The sequence below is a fragment of the Cryobacterium breve genome (assembly GCF_027594785.1).
GTDB classification, from domain to species: domain Bacteria; phylum Actinomycetota; class Actinomycetes; order Actinomycetales; family Microbacteriaceae; genus Cryobacterium; species Cryobacterium breve_A.
This window is the reverse complement of record NZ_CP075584.1, coordinates 2695726-2717597: the sequence shown is the minus strand read 5'-3', so window position 1 is coordinate 2717597 and position 21872 is coordinate 2695726. Positions and strand designations below refer to the sequence as shown.

20 protein-coding genes, 3 tRNA genes and 5 pseudogenes are annotated in these 21872 nt (G+C 67.5%); 5 read left to right on the top strand and 23 right to left on the bottom strand.

What is annotated here, in order from left to right; all coding sequences use genetic code 11:
- Nucleotides 1-91: 91 nt before the first annotated feature.
- The 13 genes and pseudogenes from panC to tilS form a co-directional block, all read right to left on the bottom strand.
- Nucleotides 92-976: a pantoate--beta-alanine ligase gene (panC, locus tag KIV56_RS13315; RefSeq protein ID WP_281533813.1), complete on the bottom strand. Its 885-nt coding sequence runs from the start codon at nt 974-976 to the stop codon at nt 92-94.
- A gap of 2 nt (nt 977-978) precedes the next feature.
- Nucleotides 979-1806 (bottom strand): Rossmann-like and DUF2520 domain-containing protein, encoded by an 828-nt coding sequence (locus tag KIV56_RS13310; protein WP_281536156.1) that lies wholly within the window; start codon nt 1804-1806, stop codon nt 979-981.
- A 228-nt stretch (nt 1807-2034) separates the two neighbouring features.
- Nucleotides 2035-2520 (bottom strand): annotated as a pseudogene (locus KIV56_RS13305) (PH domain-containing protein); the annotation flags it as partial.
- A gap of 221 nt (nt 2521-2741) precedes the next feature.
- Nucleotides 2742-3254 (bottom strand): PH domain-containing protein, encoded by a 513-nt coding sequence (locus KIV56_RS13300; RefSeq protein ID WP_281536155.1) that lies wholly within the window; start codon nt 3252-3254, stop codon nt 2742-2744.
- Nucleotides 3255-3511: 257 nt separating this feature from the next.
- Nucleotides 3512-4010 (bottom strand): annotated as a pseudogene (locus tag KIV56_RS13295) (PH domain-containing protein).
- Nucleotides 4011-4098: 88 nt separating this feature from the next.
- A complete protein-coding gene (locus KIV56_RS13290) occupies nt 4099-4584 on the bottom strand; it encodes a DUF3180 domain-containing protein (RefSeq protein ID WP_281533812.1) in 486 nt (161 codons plus the stop codon).
- Nucleotides 4581-5084 (bottom strand): 2-amino-4-hydroxy-6-hydroxymethyldihydropteridine diphosphokinase, encoded by a 504-nt coding sequence (folK, locus tag KIV56_RS13285; protein WP_281533811.1) that lies wholly within the window; start codon nt 5082-5084, stop codon nt 4581-4583. The genes KIV56_RS13290 and folK overlap by 4 nt, the downstream gene beginning before the upstream one ends.
- A gap of 83 nt (nt 5085-5167) precedes the next feature.
- The gene (gene folB, locus KIV56_RS13280; RefSeq protein ID WP_281533810.1) at nt 5168-5533 is read right to left on the bottom strand and encodes a dihydroneopterin aldolase; all 366 of its coding nucleotides are present in this window, start codon (nt 5531-5533) and stop codon (nt 5168-5170) included.
- Nucleotides 5530-6336: a dihydropteroate synthase gene (gene folP / locus KIV56_RS13275; RefSeq protein WP_281533809.1), complete on the bottom strand. Its 807-nt coding sequence runs from the start codon at nt 6334-6336 to the stop codon at nt 5530-5532. Before folP ends, folB begins: the two co-directional genes overlap by 4 nt.
- Nucleotides 6333-6903 (bottom strand): annotated as a pseudogene (gene folE / locus KIV56_RS13270) (GTP cyclohydrolase I FolE). Before folE ends, folP begins: the two are co-directional and overlap by 4 nt.
- Before the next feature lie 7 nt (nt 6904-6910).
- Nucleotides 6911-8924, bottom strand: a pseudogene (ftsH, locus tag KIV56_RS13265) (ATP-dependent zinc metalloprotease FtsH).
- 88 nt (nt 8925-9012) lie between these two features.
- Nucleotides 9013-9564 (bottom strand): hypoxanthine phosphoribosyltransferase, encoded by a 552-nt coding sequence (gene hpt / locus KIV56_RS13260; RefSeq protein ID WP_134446290.1) that lies wholly within the window; start codon nt 9562-9564, stop codon nt 9013-9015.
- A 32-nt stretch (nt 9565-9596) separates the two neighbouring features.
- Nucleotides 9597-10814 carry a tRNA lysidine(34) synthetase TilS gene (tilS, locus tag KIV56_RS13255; RefSeq protein WP_281533808.1) on the bottom strand — a complete coding sequence of 406 codons (1218 nt, stop codon included), beginning with the start codon at nt 10812-10814 and terminating at the stop codon, nt 9597-9599.
- 45 nt (nt 10815-10859) lie between these two features.
- Here tilS and KIV56_RS13250 point away from each other — a divergent pair, with 45 nt between their 5' ends.
- Nucleotides 10860-11351: an inorganic diphosphatase gene (locus KIV56_RS13250; protein WP_134446288.1), complete on the top strand. Its 492-nt coding sequence runs from the start codon at nt 10860-10862 to the stop codon at nt 11349-11351.
- A gap of 200 nt (nt 11352-11551) precedes the next feature.
- On the opposite strand, the gene KIV56_RS13245 is transcribed toward KIV56_RS13250, so the two are convergent.
- The 3 genes from KIV56_RS13245 to KIV56_RS13235 form a co-directional block, all read right to left on the bottom strand.
- Nucleotides 11552-11923 (bottom strand): C40 family peptidase, encoded by a 372-nt coding sequence (locus KIV56_RS13245; RefSeq protein WP_281533807.1) that lies wholly within the window; start codon nt 11921-11923, stop codon nt 11552-11554.
- Nucleotides 11924-12451: 528 nt separating this feature from the next.
- Nucleotides 12452-12952: a hypothetical protein gene (locus KIV56_RS13240; RefSeq protein ID WP_281533806.1), complete on the bottom strand. Its 501-nt coding sequence runs from the start codon at nt 12950-12952 to the stop codon at nt 12452-12454.
- A complete protein-coding gene (locus KIV56_RS13235; protein WP_281533805.1) occupies nt 12945-14354 on the bottom strand; it encodes a M23 family metallopeptidase in 1410 nt (469 codons plus the stop codon). Before KIV56_RS13235 ends, KIV56_RS13240 begins: the two co-directional genes overlap by 8 nt.
- A 251-nt stretch (nt 14355-14605) precedes the next feature.
- Here KIV56_RS13235 and KIV56_RS13230 point away from each other — a divergent pair.
- The 3 genes from KIV56_RS13230 to KIV56_RS13220 all read left to right on the top strand — a co-directional run bounded on the left by KIV56_RS13230 (nt 14606) and on the right by KIV56_RS13220 (nt 14990).
- Nucleotides 14606-14678 (top strand) — tRNA-Glu (locus KIV56_RS13230).
- Nucleotides 14679-14775: 97 nt separating this feature from the next.
- Nucleotides 14776-14849: transfer RNA gene (locus KIV56_RS13225), tRNA-Asp, on the top strand.
- 68 nt (nt 14850-14917) lie between these two features.
- Nucleotides 14918-14990, top strand: a tRNA-Phe gene (locus KIV56_RS13220).
- A 190-nt stretch (nt 14991-15180) separates the two neighbouring features.
- Here the strand turns inward: KIV56_RS13220 and KIV56_RS13215 are convergent.
- From KIV56_RS13215 to KIV56_RS13200, 4 genes and pseudogenes are all read right to left on the bottom strand, one after another.
- Nucleotides 15181-15723 carry a hypothetical protein gene (locus KIV56_RS13215; protein WP_281533804.1) on the bottom strand — a complete coding sequence of 181 codons (543 nt, stop codon included), beginning with the start codon at nt 15721-15723 and terminating at the stop codon, nt 15181-15183.
- Nucleotides 15724-16109: 386 nt separating this feature from the next.
- Entirely contained in the window at nt 16110-16622 is a 513-nt protein-coding gene (locus tag KIV56_RS13210; RefSeq protein WP_281533803.1) for a hypothetical protein, read from the bottom strand.
- 141 nt (nt 16623-16763) lie between these two features.
- Entirely contained in the window at nt 16764-17315 is a 552-nt protein-coding gene (locus tag KIV56_RS13205; RefSeq protein ID WP_281533802.1) for a tyrosine-type recombinase/integrase, read from the bottom strand.
- 319 nt (nt 17316-17634) lie between these two features.
- Nucleotides 17635-17928: pseudogene (locus KIV56_RS13200) on the bottom strand (Arm DNA-binding domain-containing protein); the annotation flags it as partial.
- A gap of 612 nt (nt 17929-18540) precedes the next feature.
- Between KIV56_RS13200 and KIV56_RS13195 the strand changes: the two are divergent.
- Complete coding sequence (locus KIV56_RS13195) at nt 18541-18990, top strand: hypothetical protein (protein ID WP_281533801.1); 450 nt, start codon at nt 18541-18543, stop codon at nt 18988-18990.
- Here KIV56_RS13195 and KIV56_RS13190 read toward each other — a convergent pair whose 3' ends face one another.
- The 3 genes from KIV56_RS13190 to KIV56_RS13180 form a co-directional block, all read right to left on the bottom strand.
- A complete protein-coding gene (locus KIV56_RS13190) occupies nt 18991-19743 on the bottom strand; it encodes a nuclease-related domain-containing protein (protein ID WP_281533800.1) in 753 nt (250 codons plus the stop codon).
- Between the two features lie 950 nt (nt 19744-20693).
- Entirely contained in the window at nt 20694-20978 is a 285-nt protein-coding gene (locus KIV56_RS13185; protein ID WP_281533799.1) for a hypothetical protein, read from the bottom strand.
- A 145-nt stretch (nt 20979-21123) separates the two neighbouring features.
- Nucleotides 21124-21699, bottom strand: coding sequence for a helix-turn-helix domain-containing protein (locus KIV56_RS13180; RefSeq protein ID WP_281533798.1), 576 nt, complete (start codon nt 21697-21699; stop codon nt 21124-21126).
- Nucleotides 21700-21872 lie beyond the last annotated feature (173 nt).

Genomic DNA, 21872 nt, shown 5'->3' with positions numbered 1-21872 from the left:
GTGCGAGGTCGTGCTCGTGCGGTCGTGCTCGTGCGGTCGTGCTCGTGCTCGTGCGGTCGTGCGGGTCGAGCGGATGCTCGGTGCGGGTGCTTCAGGCCGGCGCGCTGCCGAGGTCGATGGCCTCGTTGTCGATCAGCCGGATGCTGCCGACATGCGCGGCGACGAGCATCCGTGCCGGGCCGGTGAAGCCCGCCGCGACCGGTTGGAAGTCCTGCGGGCTCACGACCACGAGATAGTCCAGCTTAACCAGTGGCTGGGCGGCGAGGATCGTGTGCGCGGCAACCTGGGCGGCCTGCAGCCCGTCGTGGGCGGCCGCGACCGCGGCCGCGAGCGCCGCGGAGAGGGCCAGGGCCGCGTCCTTGTCCGCGGGTTCGAGCCGGCGGTTGCGGCTCGAGAGAGCCAGACCGCTCGGTTCGCGCACGATCGGGACGACCTCGATCTCGGTGCGCATGTTGAGGTCGGCGAACGCCTGCTGCACGAGGAAGACCTGCTGGGCATCCTTCTGTCCGAAGACGACGACGTCCGGGGCGACTATGTTGATCAGCTTGGTCACGACCGTGAGCATGCCGTCGAAGTGGCCGGGCCGCACGGCACCCTCGAGGAGGGCGGCGACCGGGCCGGCGGTGACGCGGGTGTCCGCTGCACCGTCCGGATACATCGTGGACACCTGGGGCGCGAACACGAATGCGACACCCTCTGCGGCGAGCGCAGCGACGTCGGCGTCGAGGGTGCGCGGGTAGGACGCCAGGTCTTCGGTGGGCCCGAACTGGAGCGGGTTGACGAAGATCGAGACCACGACGATGCCGCCGCGGGCGTGGGCGCGGCGCACCAGGGACAGGTGCCCGGCGTGCAGGGCGCCCATGGTCGGGACGAGGACGACCCGCGCGGACGGGCCGGGCTCCGCCCGGTTCTTCGCGGCGGCGATGCGCTCGCGCAGCCCGTCGATGGTGCTGATGACTTCTGGTTTGATGAGCACGTTCACTCGTCCTCCGTTGTGGTGCGGTCGGTGCGGTCGTTCTGGCTGGTGGGGTCTTCGGGGGCGACAGGGTCGTCGAGGTCACGGTCGTCATGGTCCTCGAGGTCGTCGAGGTCGTCGTCGAGTGCCGACAGGTCGAGGCGGTCGGGTGCGGTGCGGGACAGGGCGTTCTCCATCGCCGAGCGCATCAGCGGTGCGATCACGCCACCCGGCCGGTCGATGCCGATCGAGGCCAGCAGGGCGGCGGCCTGGTCGACGATCGATGTCGAGAACGCGGTGGCGATCTCCACGGCCTCGGCATAACGGGCCCGGTCCCCCTCGGCGACGACGACGGGCTCTCCGCCCATCTCGACGACGAGCGCCTGCCCGATCGGCAGCACGGGTGTCGGCGCGGTGACGGCGAAGTAGCTGTCGGCGAGGCGGGCGAGGTCGATGCTCGTGCCGGTGAAGCTCATCGCGGGGTGGATGGCGAGCGGGATCGCGCCCTGGGCGAGCGCGGGCGCGAGCACCCCGATACCGAACTTCGCCGAGGTGTGCAGCACGAGCTGCCCGGCCTGCCAGGTGTTCGTGGCGGCGAGCCCGGCGACGAGGCTCGCGAGCTGGGCGTCCGGCACGGCGAGGATCACGAGTTCGCTGCGTTCGACGATCTCCGGCACGGTGAGGATCGGCACGAACGGCAGGATCGCCTCGGCCCGGTCGCGGCTGGACTGCGAGATCGCCGAGATGCCGACGATCGCGTGGCCGGCTCCGGCGAGGGCGGCTCCGAGAATCGGTCCCACCCGGCCTGCGCCGACGATGCCGATGCCGAGGCGTCCGGGGCGGGCGTTCACAGCGCCGCCTCCGGTGTCGGCGCGAGGGTCGGGAGGGGCAGTGCGGGTCGATTGGGCGTCGCCCGGTTCAGCGGATGCCCGGGGTCGGCCCAGTGATGACTGGTGTCCGCACGCGCGGAGGAGATCGCCCCTGCGGAGAGGCGCTCGAACAGGCGCTCCCCTCTCGCGGACGTCGATGACCGGGAGTGCGGCGACGACCGGGCCGGCGACGGTGTGCACCCGGAGATTCGCCAGGCGCAGCATCCGCTCGATCGGGCCCTGTTCGATCGAGATGCTCTGCAGCCGGGCGAGCGGCACGAGAATGAGTTCCCGGCTGACGAAACCGCGGCGCAGGAGTACGGTGTCGGCCGCGATGGTGAAGCCCGTGCGTCGCCAGGAGAACGGGCGGAGCCAGGCGGCCCGGCGCGGCGCGTTTGTGAAGCCGTCGTCACCCCCGGGAGAGCGCACGCCACGGTCGACGAGCAGCTTCTCCCTGCCGTTCTCGGAGCCGGAGTCGCTGTCGAAGCCGGGCAGGATCAGCTCGAGAACCCGGGCGACGTCGGCGAGCGTGCCGACCGGCAGTGTGGTGGTGTGCGCTTCGCCCGCCGCGCCCTTGTTGGTGGAATGGCCCGCTGTGTTGATCCGTACTTGCCACCACCCGAACGGTCGCCAGATCAGCGGCTGCGACACCCGCACGGCGTGGATGCGGCCGGGCGGGAGCGTCTCGTTGCTCACCGAGAGCAGGCCGAAGCCCACCCGCACCCCGTCGGGCGTGCCCGCGATGCTGTAGCGCAGGGACTTCGTGAAGCGGGTGAAGTAGAAGCTGAGGCTTCCGATCAGGCCGGGGAAGATGGCGATCAGCAGCCAGCCGCTGCCCCCGGCGGAGACGCTCCAGACCAGCACCGCGATCGCGATCAGCACGAAGACGGTGAAACTGCTGAAGATCACGGAGCCGATCAGGCGACCCGGCGGGATACGCACGACGGATTCGGGGGCGCGGCGTCCGGGTCGAGTTCGGGGGCGAAGAACTCGTGGGCCCGGTCGGTCGCGAAGCCGCCGATCCCGCCGGCGATGCCGCCTGCCGCTGTCCCGATGGCGCTGCCGAGGGACGGTCCGAGGGCGCTTCCCGCCGCCCGGGTGCCCGCGTGCTCGACCCAGTCCTCACCCTCTGCCGCGGCGTCGGGCGCGGAGTCGGAGGGAAGTGCTGCGGCCGCGCGCACGCCGGAGGCGAGGTGCAGGATGTCGCGGCGGAGGGCATCCGCTGCCGCGGAACCGAGGTAGGCGAGGTGCACGTTTGCATCCTGTCCGGCGACGCTGACCTCGAGTTTCGCCGCACCGAACAGCCGCGGGATGAACGGGCGCACGATGTTGACGCCCTGGATGCGGTCGAGGCGGGCACGGCGGTTACTGCGGAACACGAGCCCGCTGCGCACCTCGACGACCTCGCCGCTGACCCGGAAGGTGTGCATCCGCCAGGTCAGGTAGAAGGCCACCAGGATCACGACGAGGATCACGACGACCCCGAGCAGGGCCCAGCCGACCGCGCCGCGGCGGAAGAGCTCGTCGATCGGGTCGTCACCGTAGGTCGGCACGTGGAAGAAGAAGTCGATCAGGCGCTCACGGAGATTGCTGATGATGAAACCCAGAATGGCCACGATGAAGAGTCCGCCGCGCAGCAGTGGGCTCGCCGGGTGCAGCCGGTGCCATTCCCCGTCGGCGAGGGTGGTCACAGTCCCGCCCGGCGACTCTCGGCGAGTTCGACGAGCCGGTCGCGCAGCACCTCGGCGTCGTCGAAGGCGAGGCCGGGGACGAGCACGCCCGAGGTTGCGGCGGCGGTGACGAACTTGAGGTCGGCAAGGCCGAGCCAGCGGGCGACTGGGCCGCGGGTGACGTCGATGAGCTGCATCCGGCCGTACGGTACCGAGACGAAGCGCTGGAACATGATGCCGCGACGGAAGAGCAGGTCGTCCTGGCGGAGCCTGGTAGCCGATCGAGCGCACCCGGCGCGGCTCGAACAGCACGACGATGAGGGTCACGACGACGATCAGGGCGAGCACGATGGGCGCCCAGGACACCTCGGCGAGCAGCCAGAGAGCGGTCGCGCCTGCGCAGAGGACGAGACCGAAGATCACCGTGCCGACGATCTCGACGACGACGTAGCGCGGGGAGACCCGTTTCCACTCGCCGGCGACCGGCAGTTCGAGGCGGCCGTCCGGGTCGGGCACCGGGGCGGCTTCGGATGCCGGGGCGGAGGAAGACGCGGCGGCGGGTTCCGGGGCAACCGGAACCGGGACGGCGATTCCCTCAGTGGTGTCAGGCACGCACTTCTCCTCGTTTGCTGTCCTCGTCGTCGTCCGGAGGGAGAGTACAGAAATGCTCGGCAACCAAACCACTCACCAGGAGGACCGCTGCGCCGAACGCCATCCCGATGGTGAGCCATACCGATGCTACCGCCGGAGTCACCGAACGGGTCAGAAGATAGAGGCCGAGGCCGCCGGCCGCTCCGAGCAGCAGGGCCCCGCTGTAAGCGGATGCCTTGGCGAGCGCGGCGACCCGAACCGCCATGAACGGGTTGACGGGCTTGCGTGGCTTGCCGTCAACGGCGCCCCGCGTGGACTTCCGGATCGGCCAGGCCAGGCCGAAGACCACGATCGCGCAGAGCACGAGGGCCAGGGCGAGGCTCGCCGGCGGCAGCAGGATCGACCGGCCGGCCGCCGCGAGTGCGAGCTCGAGCAGCAGCCCGACAACGAGGGCGCCGAGCACCCAGGCAACGATCACGGAGGCTCGGGTGCGCTTCATCGGCTCGCCTCCGCGACGGGATAGCGGTGCACGGTCGAACCGATCGCGGCGAGGAGGTCGGCCACCGCTCCGCGGCCCGGCAGCACCGCGTCCTGGTCGAGGTCGAGCCAGGGGGCGAGGACGAAGTCACGCTCGGCCGCGCGCGGGTGCGGGAGGGTGAGCCGGGCATCCGCCTGTTCGAGCTCCCCGAAGACGACGACGTCGATGTCGAGGGTGCGGTCGCCCCAGCGCTCGGCGCGCACCCGGCCGTGCTCGTTCTCGATGGTGTTGACCGCGTCGAGCAGGGTGAGGGCGTCGCCGGTGAAGCGGATGCCGACGGCCAGGTTCAGGTAGCGGGGCGCGTCGTCGTCGACGCCGTCCGGTTTCACCGCGGCGGACTCGTAGAGCGGAGACACCCCGGTCACGACGAGCCCGGGCACCGTCGCGAGATCGTGGACGGCGGCCGCGAGGGTCGCTTCCCGCTCCCCCAGGTTGCTCCCGAGCGACAACACCGCGTCCACAGCCTCGTGAGGTGTCGCAAATCGACCTTCGCGAGCCTCGTGAACCTCGATATGCGACACCTCAGCGGGGGTGCGAGCGGTGGTCACGGGCGGGACCTCGTGATCTGCACGGAGACGTCGGTGAAGGGGACGCTGATCGGCGCCTGCGGCTTGTGCACGGTGACCTGAACGGTCTCCGCGGCGGGGTGGGCGAGCACGACGCCCGCGATTCTCTCGGCGACGGTTTCGATCAGGTCCACCGGATTGACCGCTGCGGCCTCGGTCACCTCGATCGCGAGCTCGCCGTAGTGGATGGTGCGGTTGACGTCGTCACTCGACGCCGCGGCGTGCAGGTCGAGCCAGACGGTGACGTCGATCACGAAGTCCTGGCCGTTCTCACGCTCGAATTCGTAGACGCCGTGGTGAGCGGTGACCCGCAGCCCGGTGAGAGTGATGCAATCGCGGATCATGGCTCTATTCTGGCCGACTCCACGAGCGAGAGCACCTTCAGGGCCGCCCGGGTCGCTCCGACGTCGTGCACGCGCACGGCCCAGGCGCCCGCCTGGGCGGCGAGCACGCTGACGACGGCGCTCGGTAGGTCGCGGGCGGGAATGGAGGCTTCTGCCGGGAGCGCGGTCGCGAGGAAGCGTTTGCGGGAGGCGCCGACCATGACGGGGAGGCCGAGCATGTCGAAGGCGGCCAGGTTGGCGAGCAGGGTCCAATTGTGGGCGGGGAGCTTGGAGAAGCCGAGGCCGGGGTCGAGCACGATCCGCTCCCGCGGTAACCCGGCGGCGACGAGCGCCTCGACGCGCCAGGCGAGTTCGGCGCGCACGTCGGCGACGACGTCGCCGTAGACCGCGAGCGCATCCATGGTGCGGGCGTGGCCGCGCCAGTGCATCGCGATGAAGGTCAGGCCGCTCTCGGCGGCGACGCCGGCCATCAGCGGGTCGGCGAGGCCACCGGAGACGTCGTTGATGATGCTCGCTCCCGCTGCTGCGGCCGCCCGGGCGGTCGAGGCGTTGAGGGTGTCGACGCTCAGCACCAGGCCCTGCCGGGCGAGCTCGGTGATCACGGGGATCACCCGGGCCTGTTCGACGGCGGGGGCGACGCGGCCGGCGCCAGGCCTCGTCGATTCACCGCCGACGTCGATGACGTCAGCGCCCTCGGACTGGAGCAGGAGACCGTGCCGGATCGCGGCATCCGTCGACGCCCACTTGCCGCCGTCGCTGAAGGAATCGGGCGTGACATTGAGCACGCCCATGATGCGGGTCATGAGCCGGCGCCGATCAGCGCCATCACTTCGGCGCGGCGGGCCGGTTCGGCGAGTTCGCCGCGCACGGCGAGCGTGACCGTCGAGCTGTTGACCTGGCGCGAGCCGCGCGTGGTGACACACCCGTGCACGGCGTCGAGCACGACGAGGATGCCTCGGGGCTCCAGACCGGTCTGAAGCGCCTCCGCGATCTCCTCGGTCAGGCGTTCCTGCACCTGGGGGCGGGCGGCGAGGCAGTCGACGAGGGCGGGCAGCCGGCCGAGGCCGACGACCTTCTCGCCGGGGAGGTAGGCGATGTGGGCGCGGCCGAGGAACGGGAGTAGGTGGTGCTCGCAGACCGAGCGGAACGCGAGGTCGCGCACGAGCACGAGCTCGCCCGTCGTCGGGCCGACCGGGATGGTGTCTTGCAGCAGGTCGAGCGGGTCCGTGCCGAGGCCGGCGAAGAACTCCCCGTAGGACTCGGCGACGCGACGCGGCGTGTCGGCGAGGCCGGGCCGGTTCGGATCGTCGCCGATCGCCGCGAGGAGCCTCCGAGACGAGACCCTGGATTCGGGCCCTGTCGACTGCCACCCGGGGCCTAGGCGGTGGCGGGCCGCGGGGTGCGGGCGGGCGCGCGCTTGGGCTTGGTCTCCGCGGTGTCTCCACTGGACACTCCGCCGTCGACGATGCCCTCTTCGATGGGCGCCTTGGGCAGCGGCATGTCGATGGGGGGCACGTCGGAAACCGGGCGCTTGTCGCTCGAGAGCCACTGCGGGCGCGGCGGGAGCTTCTCGATGCCGGCGAAGATCGGCGCGAGCTCGGTCTGGCCGAGGGTCTCGTGTTCGAGCAGTTCCGCGGCGAGCTTGTCGAGAATGGCGCGGTTCTTGCCGAGCACCTCGTACGCCTCGTCGTGGGCGGCCTCGAGCAGCAGGCGCACCTCGGTGTCGACGCTCTCGGCGAGACGCTCGGAGTAGTCGCGCTGGTGGCCCATGTCGCGGCCCAGGAACATCTCACCGGATGCCTGGCCCAGCTTGAGCGGGCCGACGGCGGCGCTCATGCCGAACTCGGTGACCATCTTGCGGGCGGTCGCTGTGGCCTTCTCGATGTCGTTGCTCGCGCCGGTGGTCGGGTCGTGGAAGATCATCTCTTCGGCGACACGGCCGCCCATCGCGTAGGCGAGCTGGTCGAGGAGCTCGTTGCGGGAGACCGAGTAGCGGTCCTCGAGCGGCATGACCATCGTGTAGCCGAGGGCACGGCCGCGGGGAAGGATCGTGATCTTCGTGACCGGGTCGGTGTTGTTCATCGCGCTCGCGACGAGGGCGTGGCCACCCTCGTGGTACGCGGTGATCAGCTTTTCCTTGTCGCGCATGATGCGGGTGCGGCGCTGGGGGCCGGCCATCACCCGGTCGACGGCCTCGTCGAGGGCTCGGTTGTCGATCAGCTGCGCGTTCGAGCGTGCGGTCAGCAGGGCGGCCTCGTTCAGGACGTTGGCGAGGTCTGCCCCGGTGAAGCCGGGGGTCTTGCGGGCGAGGACCTCGAGGTCGACTCCCTGCGCCATCGGCTTGCCCTTGGAGTGCACCTCGAGGATCTTCTTGCGGCCGAGCATGTCGGGGGCGTCGACGCCGATCTGGCGGTCGAAACGGCCGGGGCGGAGAAGCGCGGGGTCGAGGATGTCCGGACGGTTGGTCGCGGCGATCAGGATGACGTTCGCCTTGACGTCGAAGCCGTCCATCTCGACGAGCAGCTGGTTGAGAGTCTGCTCGCGCTCGTCGTGCCCGCCGCCCATGCCGGCGCCGCGGTGGCGGCCGACGGCGTCGATCTCGTCGATGAAGATGATCGCGGGGGCGTTCTCCTTGGCCTGCTGGAACAGGTCGCGCACACGGCTCGCGCCGACGCCGACGAACATCTCGACGAAGTCGGAGCCGGAGATCGAGTAGAACGGCACGCCCGCCTCGCCTGCGACGGCGCGGGCCAGCAGGGTTTTTACCGGTTCCGGGAGGGCCGTAGAGCAGCACACCCTTGGGGATGCGCGCTCCGACGGCCTGGAACTTGGCCGGCTCCTTGAGGAAGTCCTTGATTTCTTCGAGCTCTTCGATGGCCTCGTCGGCGCCGGCGACGTCCGCGAAGGTGACCTGCGGGCTCTCCTTCGAGACGAGCTTGGCCTTCGACTTGCCGAACTGCATGACCTTGTTGCCGCCGCCCTGCATACCCGAGAGCATCAGCCAGGCGAACCCGCCGATCAGGATCACGGGGAGCAGGTACCCGAGCAGGGTCACGAGCCAGTTGGTCTGCGGCACCTCATCGGTGAAGCCACCGGAGAGGTCTGCGCTCGTGACGGCGTTGACGACCTCGGTACCACGCGGGGCGACGTAGTAGAACTGCACCTTCGTGCCGAGCTTGTCGTCGGCCTGCGACAGGGTGAGGTCGACGCGCTGCTCGCCGTCGACGATCTTGGCCTCCGAGACCTTGCCGTCCTTGAGGAACTGGAGTCCCTGGGCGGTCGGGATCTCTCGGAATCCGGACATGGTGATCAGACTCGACCCTATCCAGACGGCGATAATCGCCAGAATGATGTAGAGGAGTGGCCCGCGGAGTAGCTTCTTGACGTTCATGGTGTTGTCAGGCTACCGTGCGCGCACTGGGCGGTGACCGTGTGTTCGCCCTGAGCGCGATGCGAGGGTCGAGGAAGGCATCCGCTGCTCAGGAATAGATGTGCGGGGCGAGCACCGCGACGGAACGCAGGTTGCGGTACTTCTCGGCGTAGTCCAGTCCGTAGCCGACGACGAACTGGTTCGGAATGTCGAAGCCGAGGTACTTGACGTCGATGTCGACCCGGGCGGCGTCCGGCTTGCGGAGCAGGGCACAGATCTCGACGGATTCCGGCTGGCGTGACTTGAGGTTCGCGATCAGCCAGGAGAGGGTCAGACCCGAGTCGATGATGTCCTCGACGATGAGCACGTTGCGACCGTGGAGGTCGGTGTCGAGGTCCTTGAGGATCCGGACGACGCCGCTGGACTGGGTTCCGGAGCCGTAGGAGCTCACCGCCATCCAGTCCATCGCGATCGGGTGCTTGAGTTCGCGGGCCAGGTCGGCCATCACCATGACAGCGCCCTTGAGGACGCCGACGAGCAGGAGATCCTTGCCCGCGTAGTCGGCTTCAATCCGGCGGCAGAGTTCGGCGAGGCGGCCGTGGATCTGCTCTTCTTCGATCAGGATTTCGGTGAGGTCGCCATCAATGTCGCGGGGTTCCATGGGGGAGGGAGGGTCCTTTGCTTTGTGCGTATTCAGTTGGCCGTGCGAGTCATGAGCGCGGCGGCGGCGGTGAAGACAAGCCAGCCGTCGTGCCGTACAACTCTAACGCCTGGCAGGTCGAGCGGAGCCTGGCCGTGCCAATCGGTCACGAGCCGGCCGACGGCCAGGGTCGCCCCACGGGGTAGTGCGAGCACGACGAAGGCGCCTGTTCCCGGGGCCCTGGGGACCGCCGCGCGGGCCGCTGCGAGGCGGATCAACCGGTTCCGCAGCGCTGCGGGCTGCGCGGCGAGCGCGGCGACGGGCACGCGGATGCCGTCGGTGGCGGCCTCGAAGCAGGCCTCGGCGAGCTCCAGCGTGCGTTCCCGGAGGGCTTCTTCGTCTTCCCTCAGCAGGTCCGCAGTGCGGGCGAGCGCCTCGGCGACGCCGGGCCCGAGCTCGCGCTCGAGGACCGGCAGGACGGTCTCGCGCACCCTCACGCGCGCGAACCGGTGTTCGGCGTTGTGCGGGTCCGTCCAGGGGGTGAGGCCGGAATCCGTGCAGGCGGCGACGGTCTGGGTGCGGCGGATGCCGAGCAGGGGGCGGAGGTAGGCGCCGCTGACCCGCAGCATGCCGTGCAGGCTGACCGGGCCGGAGCCGCGGGCGAGGCCGAGCAGCACGGTCTCGGCCTGGTCGTCGAGCGTGTGCCCGAGCAGGATGTGCGTCGCACCGGTGTCGGCGAGTGCGCGGACGAAGGCGGCGTAGCGGCCGGTGCGGGCGGCGGCCTCCGGGCCGCTGTAGCGCTCGGCGGGGTCGGTATCGGGGTCGGTGTCTGCGGCACTCCCCCGGCGGTTCTCGCCGTGGTCGACGGTGATGCGTACGACGAGCACGGGGTCGAGGCCGAGGGCCGTGGCCTGCAGGGCGGCTTCGGCGGCGACGTCCGCGGAACCGGGCTGGAGCGCGTGGTCGACGATCACGGCCCCGGCGCGGAGACCCGCCCGGGGCGCCTCGAACGCGGTCCCGGCCGCGAGCGCCAGTGAGTCCGGGCCGCCGCTGAGGCCGACGAGGACGAGCGGGCGGCGGTGCGAGGCGCCGGAGTCCGGCAGGGCGGCGTCCGGCAGGGCGGAGTCCGGCAGGACCGGATCAGACAGCGGGGCGGCGGGGCCGGAAGGCGTCACGGCGGAGCCGAGGCCGGCATCCGCCAGCGCGGTACGGATCGCCCTGCGGATGTCGGCGATCTCCGGTGTCAGTCTCGGGCGGCGCGTGGACTCCATCCAGTAACGTTATCCGGAGACCGTGAACAAGGGAGAGACCAGGCCATGGCCGCATATGACGCAGTAATCGAAATTCCCCGGGGAAGCCGCAACAAGTACGAGGTCGACCACGAGACCGGGCGGGTCTACCTCGACCGCGTGCTGTACACGAGCTTCGTCTACCCGACGGACTACGGGTTCTTCGAGAACACCCTCGGCCTCGACGGCGATCCTGTCGACGTTCTCGTGCTGCTCGACTTCCCGCTGTTCCCCGGCGTGGGCGTCTCTGTGCGTCCGGTCGGTGTCTTCAACATGACGGATGACGGTGGCTCGGACGCCAAGGTCATCGCCGTTCCCGCGGGCGACCCTCGCTGGGACCACATTCAGGACGTCCTCGACATCCCGGAGTACACCCGCAAGGAAATCGAGCACTTCTTCGAGCACTACAAGGACCTCGAGCCGAACAAGTGGGTCAAGACGGAGGGCTGGGGCGACGCCGCCGAAGCCAACCAGATCGTCGAAGACGGCATCAAGAAGCTCGCCGCCGAAGGTCACTGACCCTCGGCGCTTCGCGCACCACGAAGGCCTCCCGGATCGCTCCGGGGGCCTTTCTGCGTGCCGCGGCCGCCGGCATCCGCTCTCGCGCGCCACGTGCGCCGATCCGCACCAGGCATGCCGGCAGCGAAGCGGCGGAAATGGTGCGCGGCGCTCAACCTGGGCCGAGCGCGGGAGTTGCGCCGTTCCGCCTGCGGGGCGGGTCAGCCGGTGGGACGGCCCACGTAGGAGGCGACGTCGCCGGGCGACCAGATCGCGTGGATACGCACGGGCTTTCCGACGTCGGGGGCCTCGAGGACCTGTCCGCCGCCGACGTAGATGGCCACGTGGTAATAGTCGCCGCCGCCACCCCAGAAGACGAGGTCGCCGACCTGCACGTTGCTGAAGGAGACGAGCCGGCCCTGGCTGGCCATGGTGTTGTACTGGTTCGTGGCGGAATGGGTGCCGATGTAGACACCGGCCGCGGCATACGCGGCCTTGGTCAGCCCGGAACAGTCCCACGCGTCGGGGCCCGAGCCGCCGAGAAGATAGCGGTCGCCGAGTTGCTGTCTGGCGAAGGCGATTGCGGTCTGCACCGCGCTCGCGTTCGGAGCTCGGCGCGGTCGCCGCGCCGCCGCCCGAGGGCGAGCCGGAACCGGAGCCTGCCTGATCCAGAGTTACCGGATCCCGAGCTGCCCGAGCCCGAATTACCGCCGCCGCTCGCGGCCGGAGGCTGAGCCTGAGCCGCCGCCGCCGCAGCTGCCGCCGCGGCCCGCGCGGCCGACGCCGCCTGGTCTGCGGCAGCCTTCGCCGCTGCAGCGGACTGAGCCGCAGCGAGGGCGGCCGCCGCAGCCGCGGCATCCACACCGGCCTGGTAGGACCGCTCGGTGTCTGCCGTGGTGTCCTTGAGGAGGGCGAGCTGCCCGTAGAGATCGTTCGACTTCTGCTGCTCGGCCTCGAGAGCGGCCTCCGCGGACTGGGCGGCGGAGCTCGCAGCGTCGAACTTCGTCATCGACTCGCCCGTGAGCCGGGTGCGCTCCGCGGTCGCCGCCGCGGCCTGCCCGCCGAGGGACTCTGCCGAGTTCTTGTCCTGGACGGCCTCCCGGTAGATGGTCTCGGACTGCTCACTGAGCTTGCTCGCGGTTCCGAGCCTGCTCGAGGAGGTCGTCGGCGCTGCTGCCGTTGAGAAACAGGTTGAGCGAGAGGTCCTGCGCGCCGGTCTTGGCCAGGTGCGCGGCGATCAGGCCGGCCCGCATCTTGGAAGTGTCCGCCTTCTTCGAAGCGGTCGCTGCCTGTTCGGTGAGGCTTGTTTCACGCAGTGTGGCTGCGTCGAGCTCGTCCTGGGCGACCCGGTACGCCTCCGCGGCGATCTGGGAGGCCTTGGACGCAGCATCCGCCGCCGTTTGCAGGCCGGTCAGCAGCGTCGTGATCTTCTCGATCTCGGCCTGTTTGGTCGCCTCGTTCGCCTTCGCCTTCTGCACGTCGTCCCAGCTGGGGTAGCCCTGGTCTCCGTAGGCGGCGGGCGCGATGATGCCGACGGATGCCGACACCGCTCCGATTGCGACGGCCGCGGCGAAGAGGCGCACGGGCTTCCGTCTCGTGAAAGACGTGCCGTCGTTAGCCAAGAGGTGCTCCTCTGGCTGCCATGAACGGCACGGCATTGATCTTGTTGCCGCCCGTGCGCACCTCGAAGTGCAGGTGGCAGCCTGTCGCCGCGCCGGTCATTCCGACGCTCGCGATGTTCTGACCGACGGAGACACTCTGGCCGACCGAGACGAAGGTGCCACCGGACCGGATGTGGGCGTACCCGGTTTCGACGCCGCCGCCGTTGCTGATCAGCACGAAGTTGCCGTAGGTGCCGAGCGGGCCGGCGTATTCGACGGTGCCGTCGTGGGCCGCGTAGATCGGGGAGCCGCAGCTGGCGCCGAGGTCGGTGCCGTAGTGGAAGCTGCCGCTGCAGGCTCCGCCGCTGCTGCAGAGCGTTGCCCGCGCGCCGTAGCCGTCGGTGATGCGCCCGCTGGCCGGAACGGCCCAACCCTGGGAGCTGATGTACCCGCCGCCGAGGCCGGCACCGGCACTGCCGCCGCCACCGCCACCACCGCTGCTGGCACTGGCTCGGTTGGCGGCTGCCGCTGCGGCCGCCGCTGCGGCCACCCGGGCCGCCTCGATTGCGGCGAGGCGGGCACGCTCGGCGACGCCGGCTTCGTAGCCTGCCGTCGTGGAGGCCTGCGCGTCCTGCATGAAGGCGAGCTGGGCGGCGAGTTCGACGCTCTTCGACTGGGATTCGGCAAGGGCGTTCGCGGCCGCTTCCGCGGCGGCCTGGGCGACGACGAGCGCGGCCTGCGCGGCGACGCTGAGTGCCTCGCGTTCGGTCCGGGCGATCTTGGCCTGGTCGCCGAGCGCCTGCGCGGAGTTCGTGGCGGCCTGGGCCTCTTCGTAGACGCCCGTGCTGCGTTCGACCATCTTGCTCATGCTGCCGAGCTTGGAGAGCAGGGCGTCGGCGCCGGTGCCGCTCGCCTCGCCGTCGAGGAGGAGGTTGACGGTGAGGTCCGTGCCCCCGGTGCGGTAGAGCTGGGCGGCGAGCTGGCCGGCCTGCTTCGTCGCGGCATCCGCTGTCGCCTTGCTCGCGTCGGCCTGGGTCTGCAGGTCGGAGGCACGCCGGGTCGCGTCGTCGTACTTCTCCTGCGCGACCTGAAGCTCGGCGCCGCGCTTCTCGGACTCGGCCTGGGTCTGGGCGACCTGGGTCTGAAGGTTCGAGATCAGATTCTGGATTTCGGTGACCTTGGCGGATGCGGCGGCGGTGTTCGACTTGGCGTTCTGCACGTCCTGCCAGCTCGGATAGTCGACCGCCTGGGCGCCGACGGCGGGAATGACGAGAGTGACGATGAGGGCGATGGCCGTCGCGAGGGCGGTGGCGGCGGTGCCTCTGATCAGGCCCCGATGACCGTGAACGCGGCGTCCGTTGAGCGGCCGGAGCGGACCCGGCCGTTCTCTGGCCACGCGGTCACTCGTCACTGCCTTGCGCATAGAACTCCCTGATTGGGCACCGCGTGAACACACTGGTCACGATGCCACTCTTTTCACAGTAACAAGTTCGCGCCAGTATCGCCCGCTATCGGACCCGAATCTAACCCCCAACCGGGCGGATCGGCCGCCATTCGTGGGCGCGCCGGGGCGTCGGCGACACGCCACGGACATCCGCCCAGGTGTCGATTTGGGGTTTTCGCCCAAGAGACCGTATGCTTACTCGTCGGTAGCCATGAAGTTTATGGCGTCTCGGCCCCATCGTTTAGAGGCCTAGGACGGCGCCCTTTCACGGCGTTAACACGGGTTCGAATCCCGTTGGGGCTACGCAACCTGCCTAACTGAATGTGCAACAATAAGCAGGTAGTAAATCAGTACAAGTAACACCGAATAAATGAAAACGTACGTTTGGTTCTCATTGTGAGGCCCTGTAGCGCAGTTGGTTAGCGCGCCGCCCTGTCACGGCGGAGGTCGCCGGTTCAAGTCCGGTCAGGGTCGCAAAGGTAAAACGCCCTTTCGCGAGAGAGGGTTTTTCCCTTGGAAAGCGACTTCTCGAGTTACTTTCTGGCCCTGTAGCTCAGTTGGTAGAGCGTTCGACTGAAAATCGAGAGGTCACGGGATCGACGCCCGTCGGGGCCACCCGCTGAAATCCCCGGTTATCCGGGGTTTTTCTCGTTAACGGATGTCTTTGCTCCGGCCTCGAATTCGGCTTTTGCCCACATTTTGCCCACACTTGAGATAGTCACGTGGTCATCGAAGGCGGTTGCAACGCCTTCCAGTCAGGGGTCGAGCGGCGTCGCAGACCCGACTGTCTGCCGAAGCCATACGGTCATTCGGTCAGCGATCCCGTGGCCGCACTGCGCAGCTCGGCCGCAACCTGTTCGAGCGCTGCGTCCTTCATGAACCCGAGGAGTGTTCGGTCCAGGTCGATGGGTGCGAACTTGATCCATTGCGTTGTTCCGTGATCCGTCCACTCAATGCGCACACAATCACGGGGCCGGTTCATCACATAGTCCCAGTCGATAGTGACCGACCTGATCAAGGCACGCGAAATCCGCACGGCGCGACGGGGCGTTCGACTATCCCACGCCCACATCTCCACAGAGTTCGCCCGGATCGAGATTCCCATTTGCCACGTGCTTTTGGTGATCGAGGAGCTTGCGTGGAAGCCGGCAATCATCGCCGGGGAAGGTGAGGTGCGCGCCAGCTGACCAAGAATTACCGTCGACCCTGGGTCGACTTGGAGCATCGCTGTGCGCATCTCAGCCATGACGCGCCACTGGTGAAGCCAGATGATGCAGGACAGCGCTGCAGCACCAATCATGGACAAAATGAACCCGCGCCCCGAAAAGTGCCCGACCGACATCAGCACAGCACCGACTGTGACCAAGGCGAAGAGGACCGCAACGATCGCCCGTCTACGTCCGCGGGTACACGGGCGTCCGCTACCAGCTGCCTGACCTGAATCAATTGCCATCGCACGCACTCCAAACTCCATGTAGTACGTGGTCGAGCGAGCTTCCGTCCACGGGACCCATCCCGCGATCGAGAAGCTAATCAGCACAGGCGGGGTGCTTCCGCCAAACATATCGCTCGATCGACTCGAATCAGAGCGCAGGCGCGGGCACGGAAACGATAGTTACGGCTGCAGCCATTCGCACTCCGCCACCCCGGCACGCATCAGATGCCCATCAGCGGCCCGCTGGCGAACCAGAAAGTCGAAGCGTCTCTAGTCGAAGAGAGAGACTCTCGAGTTCGTCAGTCTTCAGTTGTGAAAAGCCGAGCCACGTTTCTGCCGCAATCCGCAGGCTCCAAAGTCGGAAAGGCTGGATCAATAAGCTCGATGTTCAATAGCCGAAGACGCTTCCCGCCGCCCGGATGACGATCTACATCGACATGCTTCACGAGTACCCACGGGATCTGAAGGAATTTTCGCTGATGTCGAACTCCGGCCCAGAACGAGATCTCTTCAGCTGTGGCCTTCATCGCGAAAACCGCGAGCGGTGGCCGGTGATCGCCTGGGCCCAGAGATGAGGTATCAAACCCTTCGATTACATCTCCGACTTTCATGCTGGCAGCGAAGACGAAATCATCTGGATATGCGTGACGTAGGCGCTGCGCGCAAATTTGCGCTGGCCCATAGCTTGCGAACATCCCCGCGATAAACGCAAGAAACACCACCGCACCGACCGTGCACGAGACTACGGTCAGCGAAAGGAATTCGGTGTCACCCCGCTGGGCGGCCGGAACGCTGCGGCCCACGATCCCCACGGCCCCAACGGCCAAGGCCGTGACGCCTGTTACGACCCTGGCTTGCCGTGACCACATTTTGCCCCCTCCCACGCAAGCAGCGAAGCTCTCCGGTAACGCTATCGTGTCGAATCCAAAACGTCGCAGCATCTGCTCGTCGCGTCAGAGCAAGATATCCCCGATAGGCCCCTGTATCCCAAGCCCTGAAGCATTCGCTTGGTCATCGAGTGCGCGGGCCACGGCGTCGAGGTCGTCGTCGAACAGGTCGGCGTAGACGTCGAGCGTCATTGCGGCTGAGGCGTGACCCAGCATCCGTTGCACGCTCTTGACGCTCGCCCCCGCCGACACCGCCAATGACGCGGCCGTGTGCCTCAGGTCGTGCGGGGTCACGAGGGGGAAGTTCGGATCGCCCTCCACATTCCGCACGGGATCGTCCGGGGTGCTGCGTCCCTCGCGGATGAGCGTCAGTGCGGGGTCGAAGTGCCGGTGCCGGAAATTGCCGTTGCGCAGCCACGCACCCGCCGCGCTCGTGAAGACGAGGTCCTTCGGGCGCTTGCCCTGGCACCTCTGTGCAAGCTCGGTGGCCAGCAACGCCGGGAACGGCACAGAGCGGCGGCCGTGGCCCTTCGGGGTCCCCCAGACAGCGGCCCCGCCGACCTCCGAGACCGCTTCGGCGACTTCGATCCGCCGCCTGCTGAGATCGACCCGCCCCACCCTTTAACGCGGCCATTTCGCCCCAGCGCAGCCCGGTGTACGCCAGGAACCGCACGACGTCGCCGAATTCTCCGCACTCTCGGGCCAGCCGAGCGACCTGGTCGTGCGTGAGGTACCCGCGCGGCGTCCGAACGATCCGCGGCAAGCGGATGTCGTCGCTCGGGCTCTTCACGAGGCGCCCGTCCCTGACGGCGTAATTCAGCGTGCCGGCCAGGACCAAGTGAATCTGCCGCACGGTCGACGGCGCGAGCGTTGCCGCCAGATTGCTGACCCAGCGCTGCACATCGGCGTGCTGCACGCTGCGCAATGGGACTGTCCCCCACTTCGGCAACACGTGCTTGTCCAGATACAGGCGGTACCCGGCCCGGGTGGTCGGCTTGATCTGCAGCTGCGCCGAGTACCAGGCCTCGGCCCACTCCCCGACGTTCACCTTCGACCGTGTCGGATCGACCCACTCACCGCGCATCTTCGAAACCTCGACTGAGGCCAGGAAGTCTTCGGCCTCCCGCTTGGTGCGAAATCCGCGCTTGTCCGTCTGGTGCCGATCAGGCGTGCGGTACCGAACCCGGTAGCGCTTGCCCCTCGCCGTTTCGTAGGACGTCACGGAGCCCATGCTTCCTCCCGTTGTCGCTCGCCTCTGTCCTACCCTGATCTACCAGGGACCGCCGACAATCGAGGGCACAGGTTTTGCTTCCACGGACGGTGGAGAGAGGTTCTCGGGCTCAGAGTCCACCCATCAGGGTGCACGTGTGAACGCCGTCGCCTGCCTTCACCCGGATGCTCGTAGTCGCCTCGGCGCTCGAAGAATAGATCTCACCGCCGCCGGCGGTAAGTCCACGCAAGCCGAGTCCGTCGATCGTCTCGCCCCACAACGTTGGCTCAGGCATACAGTCATAGTGGCGTCCGGCGAACGAGACCTTCGAGGGGGCGGCGCGGGGCCAGAATTCCCAGTCGCCTGTCGCGTCATGCACGGACCAGCGTTGGATTCCGGCGCCAAGGACGGCGAGCATTGCCAGTGCGAGAATCGCATTCCCCCATTTGACTCTCCGAACGCTCATACGATGAACTCCCCCATGTACTTGAGCCTCTACGGATGGCGGGCGGACACACGCTTCGCTCATCTCATCGCTCCGGTTCCGCGGACCATTCAGCCGGGCCTTTGACCTGAGACTATTCTGCCCACCTACAGGGCCCGATCGGCGCCCGAGAGTGCGACACTACGGATATGAGCGCAGCGGATAGGGTCATCGTCTCGACTCTCGACGGGCAACTCTTCGTCGAGGTGTGGCTCGTCGAGGACGATGAATTCAATCGCGCCAAGGAATTCTTCGAGGCAGCACTGAGCGATGGACGGTTCGAAGAACAGGCAGCAAGTGTGCTGATGTCAGAGTGGTCAGTCCAGGCCACCAATACAGGCGGCGCAAACCTGTCCACCATGCGTGAGACATCGGGCGGCACGGGCACCGACGCCCAGATGGAATGGACCCTATGGCCTCTCTCGGGGCCACTCGTGGACATCACAATCCGCAACCGAGGCGAAGTCGTATGGTCGGTTCTGGCATTCGCACCAGCTACGAACAAGCACAAGCAGCCGATATCGGCCGAGTCCTTGGGAAGCCTTCGACCGATGCCCGACTCGCCCTGGCCCAGCGGTACTCAAGAACAGGTCATATAGTCACGCCGGCGGGAAGGCCGACGCGAGAGCTCGGTGGATCTGTCTCATAGTCGGCTCGTCGAGAGGCCCCGCCTTCTGCAGGTGCTCGGCGGCCTTCTTCGGCCACAGGACGTGAACTCCAGCGATAATGAAGTCGCCACCGAGAAGCGGCCAGTCTGCTCCGACGAAGCAGAGCATCCCCTGCACGGGGATGCCGTCGATGCCTGCGTCATCGAGCGCGGCCCTAACTAGCGCGACCTGCTTGAGCGCACCAGCAACCAGCCCGTCTTGTTTGCGCGACCCGACCATGAGCGTTTCGGTCCGGGGCCGGAACAGACCTCCTTCGACCTGCAGCCGGGGGCGACCCTGATACTTCTTCGCGTCGATGACAATGACTCCCGAGGGGCAGACCGCAATGTGATCGATATTGGCTCGCGTCGGAGGAATGCGACGGTCGTGCAGCACGTGGACGCCACTCCCGCTGAGCTTGTCGAGCCGCTGGCCCAGGGCCACCTCGCCCTGCGCCCCGACGGCCCACGCCCGGGTGCTCTGCGGCTCGTCGCTCAGCGCCAGGATGAGCCCACCAATATGCGGGTGGTTCTCACGGATCCTTGTCTCACGCTTGTCCTTGCGGCGGTCGTGCTCTCGCTGGGCCGATGCGCCGGCCGTGCCCCCAAACACCTCGAGGTCCTCGGGTGCTCGCTCCGGGCTCGTGACCGCGTCTGCATCGATAGGGCCGCGTTCAATCGGGCCTGCGACGGCTGAAGTGATCAACGCCGAATCCTGAGCGCAGGTCAAGCAGGAGACCGTCTTGGTCTCGCGTTCTTAGAACGCCATGGTCCCCGCAAGGATTTCGACGTCGCATATACGGCATGGCCCGGAGTACCGCAGCCGCATTCTCTTGGGCGTCAACGCCGCTTCACCGCTCATTCTTGAAACGCTACGTTGGCCCGGACGAGGACTCAGGCCATAGCGGGCTAGTGTGACCACGACTGGGGGCCACGGCTCCGAGTTCGCCTGCGCTTCCGATTGCATCCATCTGCCCGGACGCATTCCTCCCAGTCAGTCGCCAATCGCACTGCCCCGGTCCCCCACTTCGCGATCTCGGTCCACCTTGGAGCTCCTCATTTCCTGACTCTGTTCGCCCTGCTGTTCCCGTTGCTCCCTCTGTTTTTTAGTACTTGTCTTTGTATTTCTCTCTTCTCTTTTTCTTCTCCTTCTCTCTCCCTCACACTTCTTCTCTTTCCCTGTCCCACCGCTACCCCTTTACTTCCCAACCCCCCACACAAAGCCGTTGGGTGTGGGGGGTTGGGAAGCGAGCGCAGCGAGGGGGTCGCGGTGGGACAGGGAAAGAGGGCCCTCGGGTAGTCGTTTGGGTATTCGCTCTCAACGAATACCCAAACGAATACCCAAACGAATAGGCAGCCATCTCGGGACCCCTCCGTGGGGCTCGCTTCGGTGACGAAAATGGGCCACACGACTCCGGTCCTGCCGGCCTCGGAACAACGCTTGGCACACCAGTCAGTGATGGTCGCACCCTCGCTGACAGTCGCGCGATGACGTGCCGGCAGGAGGCACCTACCGATCGATCGCGACAGGGCACCGGAAGTTCGGACCCAAGGTAGTCGAATCCCTGGGCCAGACGTCGACCATCTTCGTCCCTGAAATGGATACCATCCTGAGCCCGCAATGCTCGTTATTGTCTGCCTTCACCAGATATTGGACTACACATGATGCGCGCGGATCGCTCTAACCAGGCTCACAACGCAGGCAAGAACTACTGCAACCCCGATTAGGGCAAGGAACGCCCAGATGAAGACGGTGACGAACATCGGTACTGCGGGTCCACGTCCGCCGCCGCCAACGAGAGCGCTCCAGTCCCCGTTCGTTTGCAAAACGACGCTGCACGACTGAAACACTCCAAAGAACGCGAGCGCGAGGAAGACGACTCCTTGCAGTATTTCGCGCCCGACGGGAACCTTCTCGGCATGACTCTCTTCCTCGATCAAACCTGGAATCCCCCTGTTCTAAGACGCACTTCGAAGACCCGCGATCTCATCTTGATCCCGGCGGGCTGGCCTGCCGTGCGGAGTTTCGCGACAACCGCACTAAGGCCGCGGATGAGGTCGTCGCGGTCGAGTTGGTCACCAGGCATCAGACGCTCTCCAGCGTGGCAGCCTCAATCAGGATGCCGCGGTTACGGAATTCGCGAGGCACCCCGTCCACCTCTGCAGGGATGTCGTAGTCGCTGGTCCGGGGCGACCACGGGTGGTCCGGGTTCCCCTCCTTGGCGAGGATCCAGCCCGGGATTGGCAGCGCATCCGCGTTGAGTCGGTACTCACACAGCGCGGCGATGGCGGAGTCCCAATGCTCGGAACCGGTCGGGAGCGGCTCCGTCAGCGTCAGGCCGACCCGTGTCGCGCCTCGCTCTGCGGCAAGGTTGTCTGCGAGCTGCATGAAGCGCCGGAACGCCAGGGGAGCGTCGGAAGCGGCGAGCGCAGCACCGATCTCCGAGGCAATCCGGGCCGCGTCGCTGCGCACAGTCGGCAGAGTGACCACAGTGTGCCGCGTCGCGAGGAGGAGCGCCTCGAGCGTCGCGACAGTGGGCTCACGCTTGCCGTTCTCGATCAGCGACAACGAGGAACCGGCGATCCCGGATCGAACGGCCAGCTCACTCTGGCTCAGACCGCTCGCCGCACGGGCGGAGCGAGCCAGGATTCCTGCACTCATGACCCCACCACCTTTTACTAGTTAGTAAAAATCTAGCACCGTGACTGCGTGGAGTTTAGGTTTATTGTCTAGCCTCTCGTATCCCAATGTCTGAGCGACGACCGGCACCTGTGCCGGTCGTCGCTTTTTCATTGTCGGCGTCGCGCGGATGGCCCTCGAACCGCTCATGAGAC